The 18,461-nt window shown below is 57.7% G+C and carries 16 protein-coding genes; 13 read left to right on the plus strand and 3 right to left on the minus strand.

The window, feature by feature from the left end:
• Positions 1-182: 182 nt before the first annotated feature.
• The 6 genes from BVL55_RS17185 (at position 183) to BVL55_RS05535 (ending at position 7,380) form a co-directional block, all read left to right on the plus strand.
• Complete coding sequence (locus tag BVL55_RS17185; protein ID WP_162841456.1) at positions 183-2,321, plus strand: calcium-binding protein; 2,139 nt, start codon at positions 183-185, stop codon at positions 2,319-2,321.
• Positions 2,322-2,477: 156 nt separating this feature from the next.
• Positions 2,478-3,563 (plus strand): coiled-coil domain-containing protein, encoded by a 1,086-nt coding sequence (locus BVL55_RS05515; RefSeq protein WP_075996067.1) that lies wholly within the window; start codon positions 2,478-2,480, stop codon positions 3,561-3,563.
• 26 nt (positions 3,564-3,589) lie between these two features.
• Positions 3,590-4,825 carry a hypothetical protein gene (locus BVL55_RS05520; RefSeq protein ID WP_244530598.1) on the plus strand — a complete coding sequence of 412 codons (1,236 nt, stop codon included), beginning with the start codon at positions 3,590-3,592 and terminating at the stop codon, positions 4,823-4,825.
• 12 nt (positions 4,826-4,837) lie between these two features.
• Complete coding sequence (locus BVL55_RS05525) at positions 4,838-6,748, plus strand: AAA family ATPase (RefSeq protein WP_075996068.1); 1,911 nt, start codon at positions 4,838-4,840, stop codon at positions 6,746-6,748.
• 48 nt (positions 6,749-6,796) lie between these two features.
• On the plus strand, positions 6,797-7,045 hold the full coding sequence (locus tag BVL55_RS05530) for an AbrB/MazE/SpoVT family DNA-binding domain-containing protein (protein WP_075996069.1): 249 nt from the start codon (positions 6,797-6,799) through the stop codon (positions 7,043-7,045).
• Entirely contained in the window at positions 7,042-7,380 is a 339-nt protein-coding gene (locus tag BVL55_RS05535) for a type II toxin-antitoxin system PemK/MazF family toxin (RefSeq protein ID WP_156892433.1), read from the plus strand. The genes BVL55_RS05530 and BVL55_RS05535 overlap by 4 nt, the downstream gene beginning before the upstream one ends.
• A gap of 142 nt (positions 7,381-7,522) precedes the next feature.
• On the opposite strand, the gene BVL55_RS05540 is transcribed toward BVL55_RS05535, so the two are convergent.
• Entirely contained in the window at positions 7,523-7,918 is a 396-nt protein-coding gene (locus BVL55_RS05540; RefSeq protein WP_075996071.1) for a type II toxin-antitoxin system HicB family antitoxin, read from the minus strand.
• 16 nt (positions 7,919-7,934) lie between these two features.
• Positions 7,935-8,135 carry a type II toxin-antitoxin system HicA family toxin gene (locus BVL55_RS05545; protein ID WP_075996072.1) on the minus strand — a complete coding sequence of 67 codons (201 nt, stop codon included), beginning with the start codon at positions 8,133-8,135 and terminating at the stop codon, positions 7,935-7,937.
• A 46-nt stretch (positions 8,136-8,181) separates the two neighbouring features.
• On the opposite strand from BVL55_RS05545, the gene BVL55_RS05550 reads away from it, so the two are divergent.
• The 3 genes from BVL55_RS05550 to BVL55_RS05560 all read left to right on the plus strand — a co-directional run bounded on the left by BVL55_RS05550 (position 8,182) and on the right by BVL55_RS05560 (position 13,400).
• Positions 8,182-9,459 (plus strand): DUF6638 family protein, encoded by a 1,278-nt coding sequence (locus BVL55_RS05550; RefSeq protein WP_075996073.1) that lies wholly within the window; start codon positions 8,182-8,184, stop codon positions 9,457-9,459.
• Between the two features lie 12 nt (positions 9,460-9,471).
• Positions 9,472-10,575, plus strand: a complete 1,104-nt coding sequence (locus BVL55_RS05555; RefSeq protein ID WP_075996074.1) for a DUF2333 family protein — start codon at positions 9,472-9,474, stop codon at positions 10,573-10,575.
• A gap of 638 nt (positions 10,576-11,213) precedes the next feature.
• Positions 11,214-13,400: an anthranilate synthase gene (locus tag BVL55_RS05560; RefSeq protein ID WP_075996075.1), complete on the plus strand. Its 2,187-nt coding sequence runs from the start codon at positions 11,214-11,216 to the stop codon at positions 13,398-13,400.
• Between the two features lie 152 nt (positions 13,401-13,552).
• On the opposite strand, the gene BVL55_RS05565 is transcribed toward BVL55_RS05560, so the two are convergent.
• Positions 13,553-14,440 carry a LysR substrate-binding domain-containing protein gene (locus tag BVL55_RS05565; protein WP_075996076.1) on the minus strand — a complete coding sequence of 296 codons (888 nt, stop codon included), beginning with the start codon at positions 14,438-14,440 and terminating at the stop codon, positions 13,553-13,555.
• Positions 14,441-14,538: 98 nt separating this feature from the next.
• On the opposite strand from BVL55_RS05565, the gene BVL55_RS05570 reads away from it, so the two are divergent.
• The 4 genes from BVL55_RS05570 to BVL55_RS05590 all read left to right on the plus strand — a co-directional run bounded on the left by BVL55_RS05570 (position 14,539) and on the right by BVL55_RS05590 (position 18,446).
• Positions 14,539-15,243, plus strand: a complete 705-nt coding sequence (locus BVL55_RS05570; RefSeq protein WP_075996077.1) for an SDR family oxidoreductase — start codon at positions 14,539-14,541, stop codon at positions 15,241-15,243.
• Positions 15,233-15,484 (plus strand): DUF6552 family protein, encoded by a 252-nt coding sequence (locus BVL55_RS05575; protein ID WP_205410846.1) that lies wholly within the window; start codon positions 15,233-15,235, stop codon positions 15,482-15,484. Before BVL55_RS05570 ends, BVL55_RS05575 begins: the two co-directional genes overlap by 11 nt.
• A 452-nt stretch (positions 15,485-15,936) precedes the next feature.
• The gene (gene leuA / locus BVL55_RS05585; protein ID WP_075996079.1) at positions 15,937-17,673 is read left to right on the plus strand and encodes a 2-isopropylmalate synthase; all 1,737 of its coding nucleotides are present in this window, start codon (positions 15,937-15,939) and stop codon (positions 17,671-17,673) included.
• Between the two features lie 161 nt (positions 17,674-17,834).
• On the plus strand, positions 17,835-18,446 hold the full coding sequence (locus tag BVL55_RS05590; protein WP_075996080.1) for a hypothetical protein: 612 nt from the start codon (positions 17,835-17,837) through the stop codon (positions 18,444-18,446).
• Positions 18,447-18,461 lie beyond the last annotated feature (15 nt).

Here is an 18,461-nt window from a genome sequence, read left to right on the forward strand (position 1 = left end):
ATACAAATTACTATGCGGCAGAAGCGGTGACATTACCAGATGGTATGTCAGAGGATGCTGTTTGGAGTATTCTGGCTCAGGTGCATAATCAGTTCCTGACTGGCGGATTTGAGATCGATTATAACTTCAACCAGAACAGCAACGCCTACGTAACAACGCTTCTGTCAATTGTCGGGATCGATATGGCGACATACCTCCTAGGAGTAACAGCGCCTGAAATCGACAGCTTCCCTAGTGTGGAACGCAATATACTGACTGACCGTGTCGGTGGCGGGAATCTCATTTCGCTCAACATCACGGGATCGGATGGAAATGACACGATACGATTGGGCATCGGTAACGACACCCTGATTGGCAATGGTGGTGGCGACAGGCTGCATGGCGGCGGCGGTACCGACACCTTGTATGGCGATGCGCAGGGCGGCGAGACGGAAAGCGATGGCGATGATGTGCTTCGTGGTGAAGGCGGCGACGATATCCTGATCGGCAATGGTGGCGACGACAAGCTCTATGGCGGCGCCAACAACGACACGCTGTCCGGCGGTTCCGGCTGGGATGTTCTGCGCGGCGGCGGCGGCAACGACCATTTGCATGGCGGTTCGGGGGTAGACCGGCTTTACGGCGGCAATGGCAATGACCAGCTGATCGGCGGCACGGGACCGGATGGCCCCGGCAGTTTCGATGCCCTCTATGGTGGCCTTGGCAATGACATCATTGTCACGGGTGAACTTGCGGGTGTCGATCCGCTCACCTTCGATCTCTCTGAAGCCGAACCGGAAGCAATCCTGGCGTCGCTTCAGGACGGCACTTCCGCCGGCGCTCCACTGGGTTACGAGCCGGACAACGCTTTTGGCGGCGACGGCGACGATGACTTCTACAGCGGTGGCTGGGGCGATTTTCTGGTCGGGGGAGCTGGAGATGACGACTTTTATTTCCAGAACCAGATCGGTTTCGGTGCAAGCTATGTTATTGGCGGTAGCGGCGCTGACAACTACTACTTCCAGTCGGAGACTTTTGATCCCGGCGAGGGCGGGGGATCGTCGTTCACCGACATCATCGGCATTTTTGACATTGCCGGCCTGACCGACTGGGCGGCGGACTTCATCGATATTGGCTTGTTGCGCGATGCGGTTTCCCTGGCGGTTTTCGAAACCGGTCTCGATATCACGCTGGACTATGCGCTTTTCAACATCGGTGGTGACAGTCTCTATCTTGACGGATCGCAACAGCCATTCTTCGGAAACCAGTTCGTGCCGGTCATCGACTTCACGAACCCGGTCTACAATATCCAGATCAACATCGATGATATTGCCGACGCCCCCGAGGAGCCGCTCCCGCCACCGCCCGTTGAAGAGACCGGCGGCGAAGGCGATGACGATATCCGCGGTGACGGAGGCGACGACCTTTTGAATGGTGGTGCTGGCAACGACACGCTGCGGGGCAGGGCAGGCAACGATGCTCTTGATGGCGGCATGGGCAACGACCGGCTGAACGGTGGTGCCGGTGGCGACGTTCTTAATGGCGGGGAAGGTAACGGCGATACGGCGGCCTATGGAAATTCCAACGCAGGCGTGGCGGTTTCGCTGGCCGGCGAAACCGCGTCGGGCGGGGATGCCGAAGGCGACACGCTGACGGGGATCGAGAATCTGGCAGGATCGTCATATGAGGATTTTCTGGAAGGAGATGCCGCAGACAACCGGCTGGCGGGTCGTGACGGTGATGACCAGTTGATTGGCGGTGCGGGCGATGATCGGCTGATCGGTGGCGCAGGCGCCGATGGTTTGAACGGCGGCAGTGGTGTTGATACTGCGGTTTACCTCGCATCAGAAGCAGGGATCAGTGTTTTTCTTGCCGATGGTATGGGCAGCGGCGGGGACGCAGAAGGCGACAGTCTTGAGGAAGTCGAAAACCTTGTGGGTTCCCGGTTTGATGACGTCCTTTCCGGCGATGCAGGTGACAATCGGCTGGCAGGCCGCGAGGGTGACGATGTGATATTGGGCGGGGAAGGAAATGATCGTCTGCTGGGGGAACTTGGCAACGATATACTCACCGGTGGTGCGGGACGGGATGTCTTCATCTTCAACGAGTCATTCGGCAGCGACACGATCACCGATTTCGAGGCCGGAACGGGACCCGGCGACAAAATTCGTCTGAACGGCGATCATGGCGTGACCGACTTTGCAGATCTGCTTTCGGCCAGTGCCGATCAATTCGACGATGAGGGCGAATTGGTGGGCACCCTGGTCTCCCTGGGCACCGGCTCGATTTTCCTCGAAGGGATCGAACAAAGCGCGCTGCACGAAAGCGATTTTGTGATCTAGGGTCCTGACCCTGGCTAGCTGAAGCCGATTTTCCCGACTCTGCATTTCCCTATTTCCCTGCTTCAAATGGCGGGCGGCGATGTCTATATTGACTGCCGACAGCTTATCTTGTGCGGCATGAGCCCCTTGCGCCGCCTATTGCGGGAGATTCCATACATGGCCAATTTGCAGAAGTTTGACGCCGAGATCGAGAAGACGCGCCAGACGGTCGAGGAAATGAAGACCAAGCTCGAGCAGTCGGGGATTGTGCTCGAAAAACTGGCCAAGGCGGAAACCATTGGCGAGGTTGATTTCGACATCGAAAACGCCCGCATCGAGGACGTGCTGCGCCAGCAGGGGGTGATGGAAGGCAACATTGCCGACCTGATCATCGGCCTTGAGGATGCAACGAACGTCTTCGGCGCCGAGTTCGAGAGCATGAAAAGCTATACCGGCTGGGAAAAGTTCATCGGCATCTTTTCCAAGCAGCGCATGCAGCGCATGCGCTCGGAGCGTGTGCGCAACATGTCGCTTGCCGGCAATCTTTCCGAACTGCTGTCGAAATCCGACAAGATCATCGGCATATTGAAGGGACAGAAGGCAGCGCTTGAAAGCCGCTACAAGTCCTCCGAAACCTCGCTCAAACAGGTGCTGGAACGGCGCAAGTCCACCATGGAAGTGCTGGAGGGGACGCAGGCCCGTATCGAGGAGCTCAACCCGTTGCTGCTCGATCTGGAAAACCGGATTTCCGCCACCACCAACCAGAAGGAGCGCACCAAGCTGGAAGCCCAGCGCTCCGACATGGCAACCGAATACAACCAGGCCCAGGCCAAGGAGCAGGAGCTGCTGGCCGAAAGCCAGACGCTGGAGCGCTATACCTCGATGTTCCAGACCTTCGTTGATTCCCTCAACAACCAGATCGCTGCCCAGCAGACGCTGATCAACAAGCTGGAAATCGATACCGAGCAGCGGGTCGTGCTCTACAAGGCGCTGGAAGACTCCCTGAAAACTGCCGCCCAGCAGGATGTCGCCCACAAGATCAACACCCTGGGCAACAAGGTCGACACGGCGGCAGAAGAAACCATGGCCGGCATTGGCGCCGCCGCGCAGTCCCATATCGGCGATCTGCTGGAAATGCATGAAAAGAACATGCTTTCCACCAAGGATATCCAGCGCCGCAAGAAACTTGCCGACGAGGCGTTTGGCCGGCGTTTCGAAGAGGTGATGCGAAAGCACAATTCCGCCGACTACCTGCGGACATGATGGTGTCAGGGCAGGGGTAGCGGCATATGGCTGCCAGGCAAAAGCGGGCCAAAAGCCCTTCGAAATCCGCCGGCCGGCCTGCCAGCCGAACTGCCGGCGGGGATGCGAACCGGTCCGGCAAAGCTGCCGCAGAGCCGGTCGGAAAATACTTCAATGCCGTTCGCGCAGCGCTGGACGGGCTCGACACTTATCTTCAGGAAGAGGATTCGCCGCTCTACCAGCATGATCTGGTTGGGGCGGTGATTGCCTCCTATCTGGCGCGGCTGCGCGGCTCCTTTGCAAGCTGGGAAAACCGGCTGGCCTTTGCCGATAAGTTCCGCATATCCCGGTCAGAGTCCGGTTTTCCCGCTTTTCAGAATGTGCTGGAACTGGAAAACGACCGGCGGGAAGCAGAAAAGCGGCTTGCCGAAATCCAGGACGAGGAGACCCTGCGCCAGGAGATGGTCGACTACATCCTGAAGAAGAAGGCGATGCCCAAACCGCTGATCCGCGCCATGGCGGAGCGGCGCTATCTGCAAAGCGTTCAGGAAGGCCAGCACTTTTCTCCCCTGGTTCTGCCCAAGACCATCCGCGTCTCGGTAAACCCGAAGACGAACTGGCCCTATTACATCGTCCATTGGGGTTATTATGACGGCATGGCCAACCTGCCGCTCGTTTACATGGTGGCGCTGGAGGATTCCAGCGAGGACATGATCAAGACGCTGGTCGCCGAGGGCGGCAAGCTCAACAAGGATGTGGACATTCCGCTGCCGGTGGGCGGCTTGCTCAATCCGGCACTTGCCAACCGGTTCGACGAATTCTGTGAAAAGAACTCATCCTACTCCCTGACGCTGTCGACCATCGCCTCCAGTCTCGACAAGGACTTCGATTTTCTCCACCCCAAACAGCTGCGCCGGTTCGTGCTGGGGCCGTTCTATCACGCCGACATCACCAGCCACGGGGAAAAGGTCGAGAAGATCCTGCAGAAGGTGAAACGGGCCGAAAACCAGTGGTTGCTGACCTGGACCATCCAGGAAATCTTCTCGGTCAATGAAAAGCCTGCCAAATGGGGGCTGTGGGGCGGCGAGCCGGCACGCGAATCCTTCCACATCGATACCGACAATCTCGATGCGGCGCGCATGGGCGTCTCTGCCTTCGAGCGCCATGCCCTGGTGCCCCATGAAGCCTATCAGGCGGTATTTGCCTCCGGCCAGCGCAAGGCGCTGTTCGAGGACTACAAGACCCACGTCATTTCCGGCGGGCAGGTGCTGAGGAATTTCTAGAGGAGCGAATGGATGGATGCTGCGCTGACGACACTGCGCGAAGAGGACATCGCCAAACATCTTGCAACGGCGCAATCGCTGGTCACCAGGACATCGGTGATCGAGGCAGCCAAGTCGAAGTCCAAGACCGAGATTGCCGGCACCAGGCGCCGTTTCGTGCAGACGGTTTCAACCTCCGGTGCCAAGTCCTCCCGCAGCGTTGAGCTGGCCTCCACGCTGACGCAGATCACGCCGGACGATTCCATGCTGTCGGTGGCTCAGCACGGCGTCCTTTACAAGGCGCGCCGGGCGATTGCCGTGGCGCTGGCGGTTGCCGATCTTTATGCAAGGCGGACAGGCATGGATGCGCTGCGCGACAAGAACGCATCGGCCACCCTGCAGGGAGAGGAGGCAGAGCGGTTCCGCGCCATGCTGGAAGCATCGGCTTATGTGGCGGCGTTCACGGCGGCAGCCTACGTCAAGCAGATGGTGGAGGCTTCCGGCGAGCCGGTCAGCGATGTCACCCCGCCCAGTTTCGATTTTTCAACGCCCCAGGATGCGCTCAAGGGGTTTGTTGCCTGTCTTGAGGATGCCGCCGCATCGTCGGCCGATGACATGGTGCTGCTGACGCGCACAAGAGAGGCGGCAGAAGCCTGTATCGAGGACCTTCTGTCACGCAAGGCGCGGTTCAGCGGGCTGGCAGCCTTCGAAAACACCCATCTGAAGCTCGACAGCGACGGGTTTGAACTCAACGGTTTTGACGATGTGCCCGGCGCAAAGGTCAAGCCCCTGGTGATGACCTTCAAGAAGCCGAACGAGATCATCGGCAACCACATCGCCAAATACCAGGCGATGAAGCTCGCCAAGATGCTGATGGCCTATGATTTCGACCGGCAGTTGAACCCGTTTGTCGAGCTGGGCGGCTTTGTCTTCACCTTTATCGGCGACGGGGCGCCGGGCACCGGCAAGACGATTCTGATCCAGATGATCGCCGGCCTCATCAACGATTACTGCCAGATCGCCGGCTATCCCTTCCACTACGAGAATTTCGGCGTCGACCAGATTTCCTCCTATCAGGGCAAATCCGGCCAGAACTGCAAGCAGTTCATCAACAATTGTCTCAATCCGCGGGCCATCGGGTTCGGCACCGTCGATGATATCGACCAGGTGGCGGCCAAGCGCTCCGATGATCGTGCTTCGGCCGGCCAGCAGGAGGTAACGGCGGTGCTGATGGAGAGTTTTGCCGGCGCGACCACCGTGGTGCGCGGCAATTGCTCTTTCGGCATGTTCTCCAACTATCCGGAAAATGTCGACGATGCCCTGCGCCAGCGGGCGGGTGCGCGCTGGCTGGTGGACGGGCCGATCACACGGGATGACTATATCGACATTTTCGTGCTGCTGGCCGGCAAGAACCACAACATTCCCCTGGGCGATCATGACCTGTATGAGGCGCAGGTCATCGAAAAGGCGGTATCGGTTGCCTATGACGAACACACCAAGCCACAGGAAGAGGGACTGCTGGCGATCTATGAGCGCTTCAAGAAGGACCATGGCAAGCTGAAGACCATGGCCGATGTGGGCACCTATCTTCACATGATCAAGAAGGCCGAGCCGCGCTTTACCGGCCGGGCGATCAAGAACATCACCGACGCGATCAAGATGCGGGCGATGGATGTCGATCTGCCGGATGAATGGTTCGAAAAAGCGGAAACCTTCATGCACAAGCCCTATGATGAAAAGACCGCGATGATCGAGGAACTGCGCGGGCCGTTCACCCTCGACATGGTGATGCAGGAAATCAACCGCTATGCGGATTCAGAATTCCGCTACACCGACAAGGCCGACAATGCGGCGGTGCAGGAAATCATCCGCCGCGAGCGCCAGCGCGAAAAAGCAGTCGACAAAATCAAGCAGATGAAAAAGGACGGCCACTGGGGGGCTTGATGCCCAATCAATATATAATTACATTGTAATTACGAAAGGGCTGTAGACATGAAGGTCGACATCATCAAGATCGGAAACTCGAAGGGCATCCGCATCCCGAAGGCGCTGATCGACACGCTTGGGCTGGAAGAGGCTGTGGAGATTGAAATTGTGGAAGGTAAAATTGTGCTTTCGCCACTGACGAAGGTGCGGGAAAACTGGGAGGAGGCGTTCAGAGCCGACCCTCCGGCAAAGGATGAAGGCCTGCTGATGGGCGAGGCTCCAAACGAATTTGACCACTCGGAGTGGCAGTGGTGACGCCATCACGGCAGTTCAATCGTTACGATGTCTGGCTCTTCAATCCTGAACCTGCCCGGGGATCGGAAATTCGCAAGGTTCGGCCTTGTGTCGTCGTATCACCGCTTGTCATGAACGACATATTGAACACCGTAATCGTTGCGCCGATGACAAGCACCCGCAAAAAGTGGCCGAGCCGGGTTCCCGTAAGGTTTGAAAAAAGGGACGGGGACGTTGCCCTGGATCAGGTAAGGGCTGTGGACAAAACGAGACTGGAAAGACGCCTTGGAAAGATCGCTGTTGCGGATGCCCGCTTGATCGCCCGAAGGCTGGTTGAGATTTTTCAATATGAGTAAACAGCCGTGAAGCGCCTGTATGACCACAAGTGAACGCGCTGTAGAAAAATCCTTTTTTGGTTGTGAACTGGGAGCAAGTCCGTCGCACTTTAATGACAGGCCACATTAGAACATAAACAAAGAACAAGACGGGGATTGAAATCTAACCCCCAATCTCTTTCGCCGCTGCCTGGGCCAGAAACCCTGACCGGGTCATCTTGCGCTGCTGCGCCGCATCGTCGATTGCTTCCAGCAACCCCTTGTCGAGGGTGATGTTGATGCGGGCCGATTTACCGATGTTTTTCAACAGCGGAACGGAGATCAGATAGGCGCCTGTTTTCAGGTCACTGGCGATGTCCGGCAGGCCGCGGATTGCCTCAATGGACGAGGGGGAGGGCATCCTGGCTAGGTCTTCGGCAAAAAACTCCAGCGCCTCCATGGCATTGGGAAGAATATCGGCTTCGCTGTCTGCTGCGGAAAAACAGCCCGGAAGGTCCGGGAAGCTGACGCCCCAGGCGCTGTTCTCATCCTTGTGCACGATTGCGATATAGTGGGTCATGGTGTTTTCGCTTTCATTACCAGCCCGCCATCCTTGCAATGTTTCTTGCCGTTCCAAGCGGCAGGTCTTTCTTTGGGTGCGGAACGACGACGGTATGGTTGCCTTTCTTGAACTTGTGATGGGAGCCTCTTATACCAACAAGCTCGAAGCCCTCTTTTTTCAGACGTCTGATAATGGTGCGGCTGTTGGTTTCGGTAGAGGGCGATTTTGATATCATGTGTATTTATATACTCACCATTCTTTTCTTTCAAGGCACCTGACACATGAAGCGCCTGTATGACCACAAGCTGATTTTCGGTGGGCTTTTGACGATCGACGAGCCGCATCTCGTCGAGCGCTACAACAAGGCGCTGAAGGGGTTCGGGCTCAAGCCCGTCAAGCTCAAGCGGTTTCAGATCGACATGACCGGATATTCGCCGGAAGTCGCCGATGCGCTTAACGACCTGGAATATCTTGATCCAAACGGGGTCAACCGCCGTTTCATCATTCTTTCGCCCGAACAGTCCGAACTGCCGGTGGTGCACACCCAGTTCTCCAACACCGAAGAACTGATGCTGGAGTTCTTTGACAAGAACCGGCGGGAAATCTTCGCCCTGACCATCAAGGATGTCCTCTATGGCGAGATCGAGGACAATGTGCATGCGGTTGACAATCTGGAAGACCTGCTGCGCATCGAACAGGTGGAATTCAAGCTGTCGACCTCTGCTGATCTTCTCGGCAAGGCGCATGAACTTCAGGTGATGATCGACAAGCTGATGAAGGATCCCGATGCCTGGCAGGATGAGGCGATGCTGGCGGAAATGGTGGAGATCGCAAAGGTTACCGGCGACATCCGGACGAACGAACTGCTGCCCAAGGAGGTGGTGTTCCGCCACAATGCCTTCTGGACATCCCATTTTGGCGGGGTTTACGTCTTCAACGACGACCGGCAGGTGACGGTGATCGCCGATCCAAACACCCGCGGTTTCCGCAAGTCGCGCCCCTGGGAAGTCTCTTATATCGACATCAACAACCATGCCCAGGTATTCCGCTTTCTGCTCGAAACGCGGCGCATCGAACCGCCGCGCGGTTCCTGGGTGGAAAAGTCCGGCCTGCTGAAGCAGCGCGCCCGCATGCTGGTGATCGGCATGATGGTCGAGCGCGATCCCGCTGTGGAACTGGATGAATTGTCCAACCGCATGCTTGATGGCTGGGTGCACAAGCACGCCAAGGCAATCGAACGCGATGGCGCCCTGCCGCTGCTGGAATTCGTCCTCAAGCGCTCACGCGACTGGTCGGCCGTGGACCTGCACGAAGTGCGGCCCGAACACCGGTTCCTGATTTCGCGCGCCAACCCCAAACATGCCGACTGGTGGCTTACCAACCGGCTGATTTCGGAGTATCTGCGTTTTGACTTTCTCACCCTGTTCGTTTTCAACAAACAGGGTTTCTACCGTGCCTATCAGGACTGGCCGGAGGAGTACCGGGAATATGTTGTGAAGACGATCCGCAATACCTATTTCAAGGACAAACGCGCGCTGCGTGCCCGCTTCTACGGATAAGGACAGGAATTCATGCTGGACCCGGTGGTCGACTTTTTCACCCGCGTTTTCTACTGGATCGGCCGGGGAATCGGCAAGGGTATCGCCATCCTCATCTGGCCCTTCGTTGCCTTCCGCAATTGGCTGCGCGGGCGCGGATGGTTTGTAAAGATACCGGTGTTTTTGCTGCTTCTGCTGCTGGTGTTCGGCTATGCCTATATGTTCTATATCACCCAGTTCTGGGGCAATACCGACCCTGAATACGCCAGCAAATACGACTTTCAGAACACCTATCAGGCCGCCGGCGCGCCGCTTGAAGACGGAAAGTGCCAGCCTTCCGCCATGGTGCAGGTAACAGCCGACCTCCTTGCCCGCAATGTGGTGGAGGACAGCTGGGTGCCGTCCAATCCGCTGCACAAGATGGGCTTGTTCTTCATCTGGGACTGGAAGGATACGCCGTTTTTCGACAACAAGGCCGCCTTTCAGCTTGGAACCAACCAGGCCATCCGGCGCACGGCCATCGAGCTGGTCGACCGGCTGGGCAGGGTTCGCGGCACATCGTCGATCAACAAGAGCCTGCAGGATGCCCGTGAAGCGGCCAATTACCGCGAAAACGCATGGGTGGTCACCCTGTCTCCGCCATTCCTTCAACCCTCAACGCCGGCGCGGCTGCGTGACGCCCGCCGAAGCTTCCTGGAATTCAACCAGGAGCTTGCCAACTGCCAGGCGGATTTCGACACCCGTGCCGACAACCTGCTGCAGTTTATCGACCGCATGACCGCCGACATCGGCTCTACATCGGAAATCCTGCAGCGGCGCATGCAGGAAGCCAATTTCTTCGGGCTGGACCGCCGCGCCGATGACCGGTTCTGGTTCACCTATGGCCAGCTCTATGCCTATCACGGCATTCTTACCGCGGCCCAAAGCGACTTCCGCGATGTGGTGCGCCAGCGCAACCTCTATTCGCTTTGGCAGCGCGTTGACAATCAGTTGACAGATGCCCTGACCATGCGCCCGCCCATTGTGATGAACGGCAGCGCTTCCAGCCTCGTCAAATCCCATCTGGAATCGATCGGTTTCGACCTGCTCAGGGTTCGTGCCAATCTTGTCGAAATCCGCGACGTTCTCGACAAATAACCTGCATCTGCAGACGGGCGTCGAAAGCCGTTCTGGCTGGAGATGATTCGCCTTCCGGTTGTATTGTCGGTCGCTGTTGAGGACTGGCCCGTGCACATGGGCCTTGGCCTGAAACCTGCTAAACAATCAACTATTTGATATTATTATAGTATTTCAAATCACACAGCATCCGGTGCGTTTAGCATTTTGTTTACAAATACAATCTAAAGTTATATAAGAACAAAAACACGCGCATAAAGAGTGCAAGACACCGCAGCGCGTAACGAGACACGGCGTGCCGGACCCCCTGCTAACATCCCGGCACACGTGTACCTGGCTGCTGCCTCCTGCAGGGGCCGGGTCCCTGAATGGAAGGCCCGAACCAATCCGCCCGGTTCGGGTCTTCCTGTCGTCTTTCTTCAGCAAGAAGACCGTGGCCCCAGAGCAGCAAGGCGGCGGTTGCACGCCGCGCCGTTTCGGTCTACATCACGCGCATGAACATCGTGATGGCACATGACTGGTGGTGGCAGGTTCGCTGAGGCGGCCGGGCCATTGCTGCGCATGCATCATGGAATTAAAGCCGCCGGGGAACCGCCAGGGCGGCTTTTTGTTTGCCTGTGGCCGGCCCATCGTAAAACGGCAAGACGGGATTAAAACAGATGGTTTCGCGTCCAATCGACTATGTGACAAAGGGTGGGGTGCGCGTTTCGCGCGCCAGCGTTGAGGCCGATTATGCGACGGCCATTGAGGACATGCTGGAGCGCGTCAACCGGCGGCGCGGTGCGGTGCTTTCCTCCAACTATGAATATCCCGGGCGCTATACCCGCTGGGATACGGCGATTGTCGACCCCCCCTTGGGGATTGAGGCAGACGGCCGCAAGGTCCGCATCCTTGCCTATAACGGTCGCGGCAAAGTGCTGTTGCCGAAGATCGGAAAAGTGCTGGATGGCCACGACCATGTTGCCTCCCTGACGCAGAACGAGGAAGCCATCGAACTGGCCGTAAGGGATGGGGGAAAAATCGAGTCCGAGGAAATGCGCTCGCGGGCACCGACGGTGTTTTCCGTTGTGCGGGCGATCACCGATCTGTTCTACAGTGAGGAGGACCCCAGCCTCGGCCTGTTCGGGGCGTTCGGCTACGATCTGGCGTTCCAGTTCGAGGAGATCGAACAGCGCCTTGAGCGCCCCGGCGACAATCGCGACTTGGTTCTGTTTTTGCCCGATGAAATCCTGGTGGTGGACCATCACCAGGCGACCGCCTGGCATGACCGCTACGAATTCGAGGTCGATGGCAACTCGACGCAGGGCCTTGCCCGCAACACGCCCGATGCGGCATTCAAAGCCAGCGCCAAACAGCCGCCGCGCGGCGATCATGAGCCCGGCGAATATGCGCGGGGCGTCAAAAAGGCCAAGGAAAAATTCAAGCGCGGCGACCTGTTCGAGGTGGTGCCCGGCCAGACCTTTTATGAAAAATGCGACAACGAACCCTCCGCCATTTCGCGCAAGCTCAAGGCAATCAACCCTTCGCCCTATTCCTTCTTCATCAATCTGGGCGCCAACGAATATCTGATCGGCGCTTCGCCTGAAATGTATGTTCGGGTGACGGGCAGGCGGGTGGAAACCTGCCCGATTTCCGGCACCATCAAGCGGGGCAGGGACGCTATCGAGGATTCAGAACAAATCCTCAAACTGCTCAACTCGAAAAAGGACGAATCCGAGCTCACCATGTGTTCGGATGTGGACCGCAACGACAAGAGCCGGGTGTGCGAGCCGGGCAGCGTGCGGGTGATCGGGCGGCGCCAGATCGAGATGTATTCAAGGCTCATTCACACCGTCGACCACATCGAGGGCAGGCTGCGCGACGGCATGGACGCCTTCGATGCCTTCCTGTCCCATGCCTGGGCGGTGACCGTTACCGGCGCGCCCAAGCTCTGGGCCATGCGCTATATCGAGGAAAACGAAAAGAGCGCCCGCGCCTGGTATGGCGGCGCGGTGGGCGTGGTGCATTTCAACGGTGACATGAACACCGGGCTGACCCTGCGCACGATCCGGTTGAAGGAGGGCATTGCCGAAGTGCGCGCAGGGGCAACGCTGCTGTTTGATTCTGATCCGGTGGAAGAGGAAAACGAAACCGAGTTGAAGGCCTCCGCGCTTCTGTCGGCAATCCGCGAAGCGGGCAAATCCAATCAGGACAGCGGCAAGCGGAAGGCCGCCCAGGTCGGCGCGGGCGTCAAGATCCTGCTGATCGACCATGAAGACAGTTTCGTTCACACGCTGGCCAACTATTTTCGCCAGACGGGCGCTGAGGTGACCACCGTGCGTTCGCCGGTTGCCGAGACGGTGATCGACGCGCACCAGCCCGATCTCGTCGTCTTGTCGCCGGGACCGGGCATGCCGTCCGATTTTGACTGCAAGGCGACAATCCGCAAACTGCGCGAGCGCAAGCTGCCGGTCTTCGGCGTGTGCCTGGGCCTGCAGGCGCTGGCAGAAGCCTATGGCGGCACCCTGCGGCAACTGGCGGTCCCCATGCATGGCAAGCCCTCGCGCATCAAGGTGTTAAAGCCCGGCAAGGTGTTTTGCGGCCTTGAAAGGGAAATCACCGTGGGCCGCTATCACTCGATTTTTGCCGATCCGGTGCGCCTGCCGCGCGGCTTTGCCATCACCGCCCAGACGCCAGACGGCGTGGTGATGGGCATCGAGCATGAATCAGAACCCGTCGCCGCCGTTCAGTTTCACCCAGAATCGATCATGAGCCTGGGCGGTGACGCCGGCATCAAAATGATCGAGAACGTGGTGGCGCATCTGGCACGGCGGGCAAACACCCGGGATAAGAGTGAGCGGGTCTGAGGGGGGTATTCGGCCCTTGGCGGACATTCGATCAATTCCGGCAAGCTTCTCGAGAGCGGACATTTACCTCAATCGAAAGTTATCCATGCCTGGATGGCGGCATTGCGGACTTTTCTGCCGTTCGTCCGAATGATCTGTATGACCGCCCTCATTCAATGTAGTTGGGTATCTTCGGCGGAGCGCGACTTGAGCCATGTCAAAACGTTGGCCACCGACTTATTGTTTTTGGCGGTTCGCGGCATGAGGACATAAAAGTCATTCTTGCCTGCGTCCCACGCCGCGCCTACCTCGACCAATCGTCCGGTTTCAAGGTCATGAGCCACCAGAAACCGGCTTACCAAGGCCACGCCTTGCCCGGCGATGGCTGCATCAACCGCAAGAGACGTCTGGCTTAGACGAAGGTGTCGACGAGACCTGTCCTGAACACCCATATGCGCAAGATAGCTTGGCCATAAGTCATGGGTGTCATGGACCTTCGGCTGTTTTGCAAGTGTTTCTGGATCAAGAGGATTGTCACCATTGTCCGCAAACATTGGCGCGGCGACCGCGATTAACGATTGCTTGAACAAAAACGATACGTCCAATGATGCGCCAAAGGGCGGCGATCCTTGGCGCACTGCAAGGTCTATCCCGTCGCTATAAAAGCTCGAGACTTTTTCAGTAGCCATGATCCGCAAGTCAATATTCGGGTGGGCTGCTGTGAAGTCCGGTAGATTGGGGATAAGCCATTTCGCAGCAAAGGTCGGAGTGACGCTGATAATGACTTTGTTCGGCTCTGGCTTCAATTCCGCAGTTGCGGATCGAAGGTCAGCGAATATCCCTGCTATCCTGTTATGATAGCTGCGCCCGGCTGAAGTAAAAGCCAAGCCTTTCGGAACCCGTTCAAACAAGACCACATCAAGATGCGCTTCGAGCTGGCGCACTTGTTGCGCAACAGCCCCTTGCGTGACACCCAATTCATCAGCGGCTGAGCGGAAACTGAGGCGGCGGCCTGCTGCATCAAAAGCACGCAAACTGTTGAGTGGGGGAAGTTCAGGCATTTCGCAATAGTATTTCTACTGCCATGTAACATCAATTCTCAATCGAGCTTTCTCCATTGATATATAATATAAGGCTCAAACATGAAAGGACACGAGAAATGACAGTAGAAAAAGTGGCTCTGATAACAGCTGGAGGCAGCGGCATGGGTGCGAATGCAGCACGCAAATTGGCGGAAGACGGGTTCAAGGTCGGCATTCTGTCCTCGTCCGGCAAGGGTGAAGCGCTCGGCGACGAACTCGGCGGTTTTGGTGTGACTGGCTCTAACCTTGATGGAGAAGCACTTAGCGCTTTGGTCGAGGGTGCGAAGGAACGTTGGGGCCGTATCGATATCTTGGTCAACTCTGCTGGCCACGGGCCGAAAGGGCCGGTCCTAGAAATCAGCGACGACGACTGGCATCAAGGGATGGAAGTCTACTTAATGAACGTGATACGCCCAACGCGACTTGTCACACCCTCTATGCAGACGCAGGGCGGCGGGGCGATCATCAACATCTCAACCTTTGCAGCATTCGAACCCGATCCGCTTTTTCCAACGTCGGGGGTCTTCCGAGCCGGGCTTGCCGCATTCACAAAGCTCTATTCGGACAAGTATGCGTCAGAGAACATTCGTATGAACAATGTCCTGCCGGGCTTCATAGACAGCCTGCCCGAAACAGAAGATCGCAAAGCGCGTATTCCAATGGGACGTTACGGCTTCGCTTCGGAAGTGTCTTCTCTCATTTCCTGGCTTGCCTCGGAGAACGGTAGTTACATGACGGGACAAAACCTGCGCATTGACGGGGGGTTGACCCGTGCTGTCTGATACCTTGGACTTCGTATTACCGCGTGAGCGCCTTGTCTTCTCAGTGAAGTGGGGTGCATCTGCCATACAGATCATGGGATACGCCGCGACGGGGTTTGGTTGGACACCCTGGAACCTTTACCTGTTTCTTGTCGGTGTCGTGGGGTGGTTCGCGGTCGGCGCGCTATGGAAGGATAGGGCGCTCATGCTTGTCCACCTTGTCGCGTTAGGTGCAATGATCGCCGGTATGGCAAGCGGCTGATGAGCAAAAGCAGCCGCTTGAGCGTTGTGCAGCATCAGTCACTCTGGGCTCCGAGCCGACTTGCGGCAGTGCAGAGCAGAGCCGAGAAATCTCGGTTGATGAACGTCAGCTTTCCCCATAGCTGCATGCCTAGCTCACACACGCCGCGAATGACCGTTTCCCGCCCCATTCCGTCATTCAGCATCTCAGCACTCCCCCACCCCAACCCAATCTCCCTTGCCCTTTTGGGTTTCTTCGCGCATAGTTGATTCATGACGACGCACGCCATCAAGCCTGTTGCTTATTTCCTGCTGGCCCTACTCGGCCTTAGCGGCGACCGTCGGGCTCGGCTTTAAGGAGGGCGTTCGGCGGTCGAAATGGTTCGGTTTCGAACGCCCCAGCCCCTTGTCTCCCACAACAGATTTGAGATAACCGGATCGCAGCGCCGATCCGATTGACAGCGAGCGAACTCCATGACTGCAAAACCCGATATCAAGCCGGCCGGCATCAAACCGGTAATGCCCATGGCGGCATCCAAATACCAGCCCTACCAGCCGGTCGACCTGCCGGACCGGCAATGGCCCTCAAACGCGATCACCAAGGCACCGGTGTGGTGTTCCGTCGACCTGCGCGACGGCAATCAGGCGCTCATCGATCCCATGGGCCATGACCGCAAGGAGCGCATGTTCCGCCTGCTGCTCGACATGAAGTTCAGGGAAATCGAGATCGGCTTTCCTTCCGCCTCCCAGACGGATTTCGACTTCGCGCGCTGGTGCGTGGAACAGGGCCCCAATGGGAAGGGAACGCCCGACGATGTTTCGCTTCAGGTGCTGGTGCAGTGCCGGCCCGAACTGATCACGCGGACCTTCCAATCGCTGGAAGGCGCCAACCGGCCGATCGTCCATTTTTACAATTCCACCTCCGAACTGCAGCGCCGGGTGGTGTTCGGCATGGACCGCAACGGCATCAGGCAGATTGCGATGGATGCGGCCAAAATGATCCGCGACATGGCCGAAGACGCCATCGCCAAACAGGGCGGCGGGGGTTACCGCTTCCAGTATTCGCCCGAGAGCTTTACCGGCACCGAACTCGATTTTTCCCTCGAAATCTGCAACGCGGTGACGGAAATCATCCAGCCCGATGCCGACAACAAGCTGATCATCAACCTGCCGGCAACGGTGGAGATGTCGACGCCCAACATCTATGCCGACCAGATCGAATGGATGTGCCGCAATCTCGACAACCGCGAAAACCTGATCATCTCCCTGCATCCCCACAACGACCGGGGCACCGGCATCGCGGCGACTGAACTGGGCCTGATGGCCGGGGCCGACCGGGTGGAAGGCACTTTGTTCGGCAATGGCGAGCGCACCGGCAATGTGGACATCGTCACCCTGGCGCTCAACATGTTCACCCAGGGGGTCGATCCCCAACTCGACTGTTCCGACATCGAGCGGATGAAGAAGGTGTATGAATACGCCAACCAGCTGCGCATTCCAGAGCGCCACCCCTATGTGGGCGAACTGGTCTACACGGCTTTTTCCGGCTCCCACCAGGACGCGATCAACAAGGGCATGAAGGCCATCCGCAAGGCCAACAAGCCCTTGTGGGAAGTGCCTTATCTGCCGATCGATCCCCAGGATGTGGGCCGCACCTATGAGGCGATCATCCGCATCAATTCGCAGTCGGGCAAGGGCGGCATCGCCTATATCCTGCAGGAGGATTTCGGCATCAACCTGCCGCGCAAGCTGCAGATGGAGTTTCGCGAAGTCATCCAGGCGATCACCGATACTGAAGGCAGGGAACTCTCGCCCCAGCGCATCCATGACGAATTCCTGGCAGCCTACGTCAATCAGCCCGGTGCGCGGCTTTCCTTTGTTGATCATTCGACCTATCCAGATCCCGCCGGCCAGGGAACGCGCCGCATTGAAGCCGAGATTACCGACCAGGGCAGCAAGATGGTGGTCGAGGGCACGGGCACCGGCCCGATCGACGCCTTTACCGACGCGCTTTCAAAACACCTCGGCAAGTCGGTCAGCGTGCGCGACTATTCCGAGCATTCGCTCAAACAGGGCTCGAACGCGGCCGCCATCTGCTACATGGAAACCGACATTGACGGCAAAACCGTCTTCGGCGTGGGCATCAACACCAACATTGTAGCTGCCTCGCTTGAGGCGCTGATTTCGGCCTGCAACCGCTCGCTTGGCTGATTTTCATGGGTGAACCGGTGAAAGGGCTGCTTGAAGCAGCCCTTTTGCATTTTGTGCCCGCCCAACCGGCAGGGCTGTATTCCGGCCAAATTTTGTCTATAAGTTAACGAATTGTTACCGCGGCAGGCCGGTTGCCTTCAAGCTGCGCATGGAGACGGGATATGTCGGAAGTCGAACTGGATGCAAAGCAGATCGAAAGCAAGGTCAGTGATCTTGCCGAGGCCATGGAGCGGGTGCGCGACGATCAGGCAGCTCGGGACGATGTGGTCATCGAGATGAAACAGGCCAGGATTGCCCGCCTTGAACTGCTGGCAAAGGATCTGCAGCCACTGTTCAAGGAAATTCCGGACGACAACGACCAGTTCGAATTTGCCTTGACCAGCGGTGAAAACCCGCGCCTTTGGATAGACATGACCTCCTATATCCGCATGGGCCGTGACCGCCGCGAATACGAGTTCGTCAAGGATACCAGGATGGGCCGCACCATTCTTGGACATTCCGAGGACCGCGAGCGGATGTCGAAAATGGTGTCGAACTATGTCGCCGAGCGCATTCTCGAGCGCGAGCGGATGATCGAGGGCGAATGGACTGCCATGCGCGATTACGATTTCGACCGGCCGGAAGAAAGCGAATCTGTTTCCGCAAACGGCAAGGTCAGGGGCCGGGGCATTGGGGAAGTGATTTCCTGGTTCCTGCTGGGCATCGCCGCCGGTGTTGTGGCACTGCTCGGCTGGCAGCGCTATGGCGCGGACATCATGGCCTGGTTCCAGTAACCCTATTTGCCTTAA

It is taken from the genome of Salaquimonas pukyongi (genome assembly GCF_001953055.1).
Lineage (GTDB): Bacteria > Pseudomonadota > Alphaproteobacteria > Rhizobiales > Rhizobiaceae > Salaquimonas > Salaquimonas pukyongi.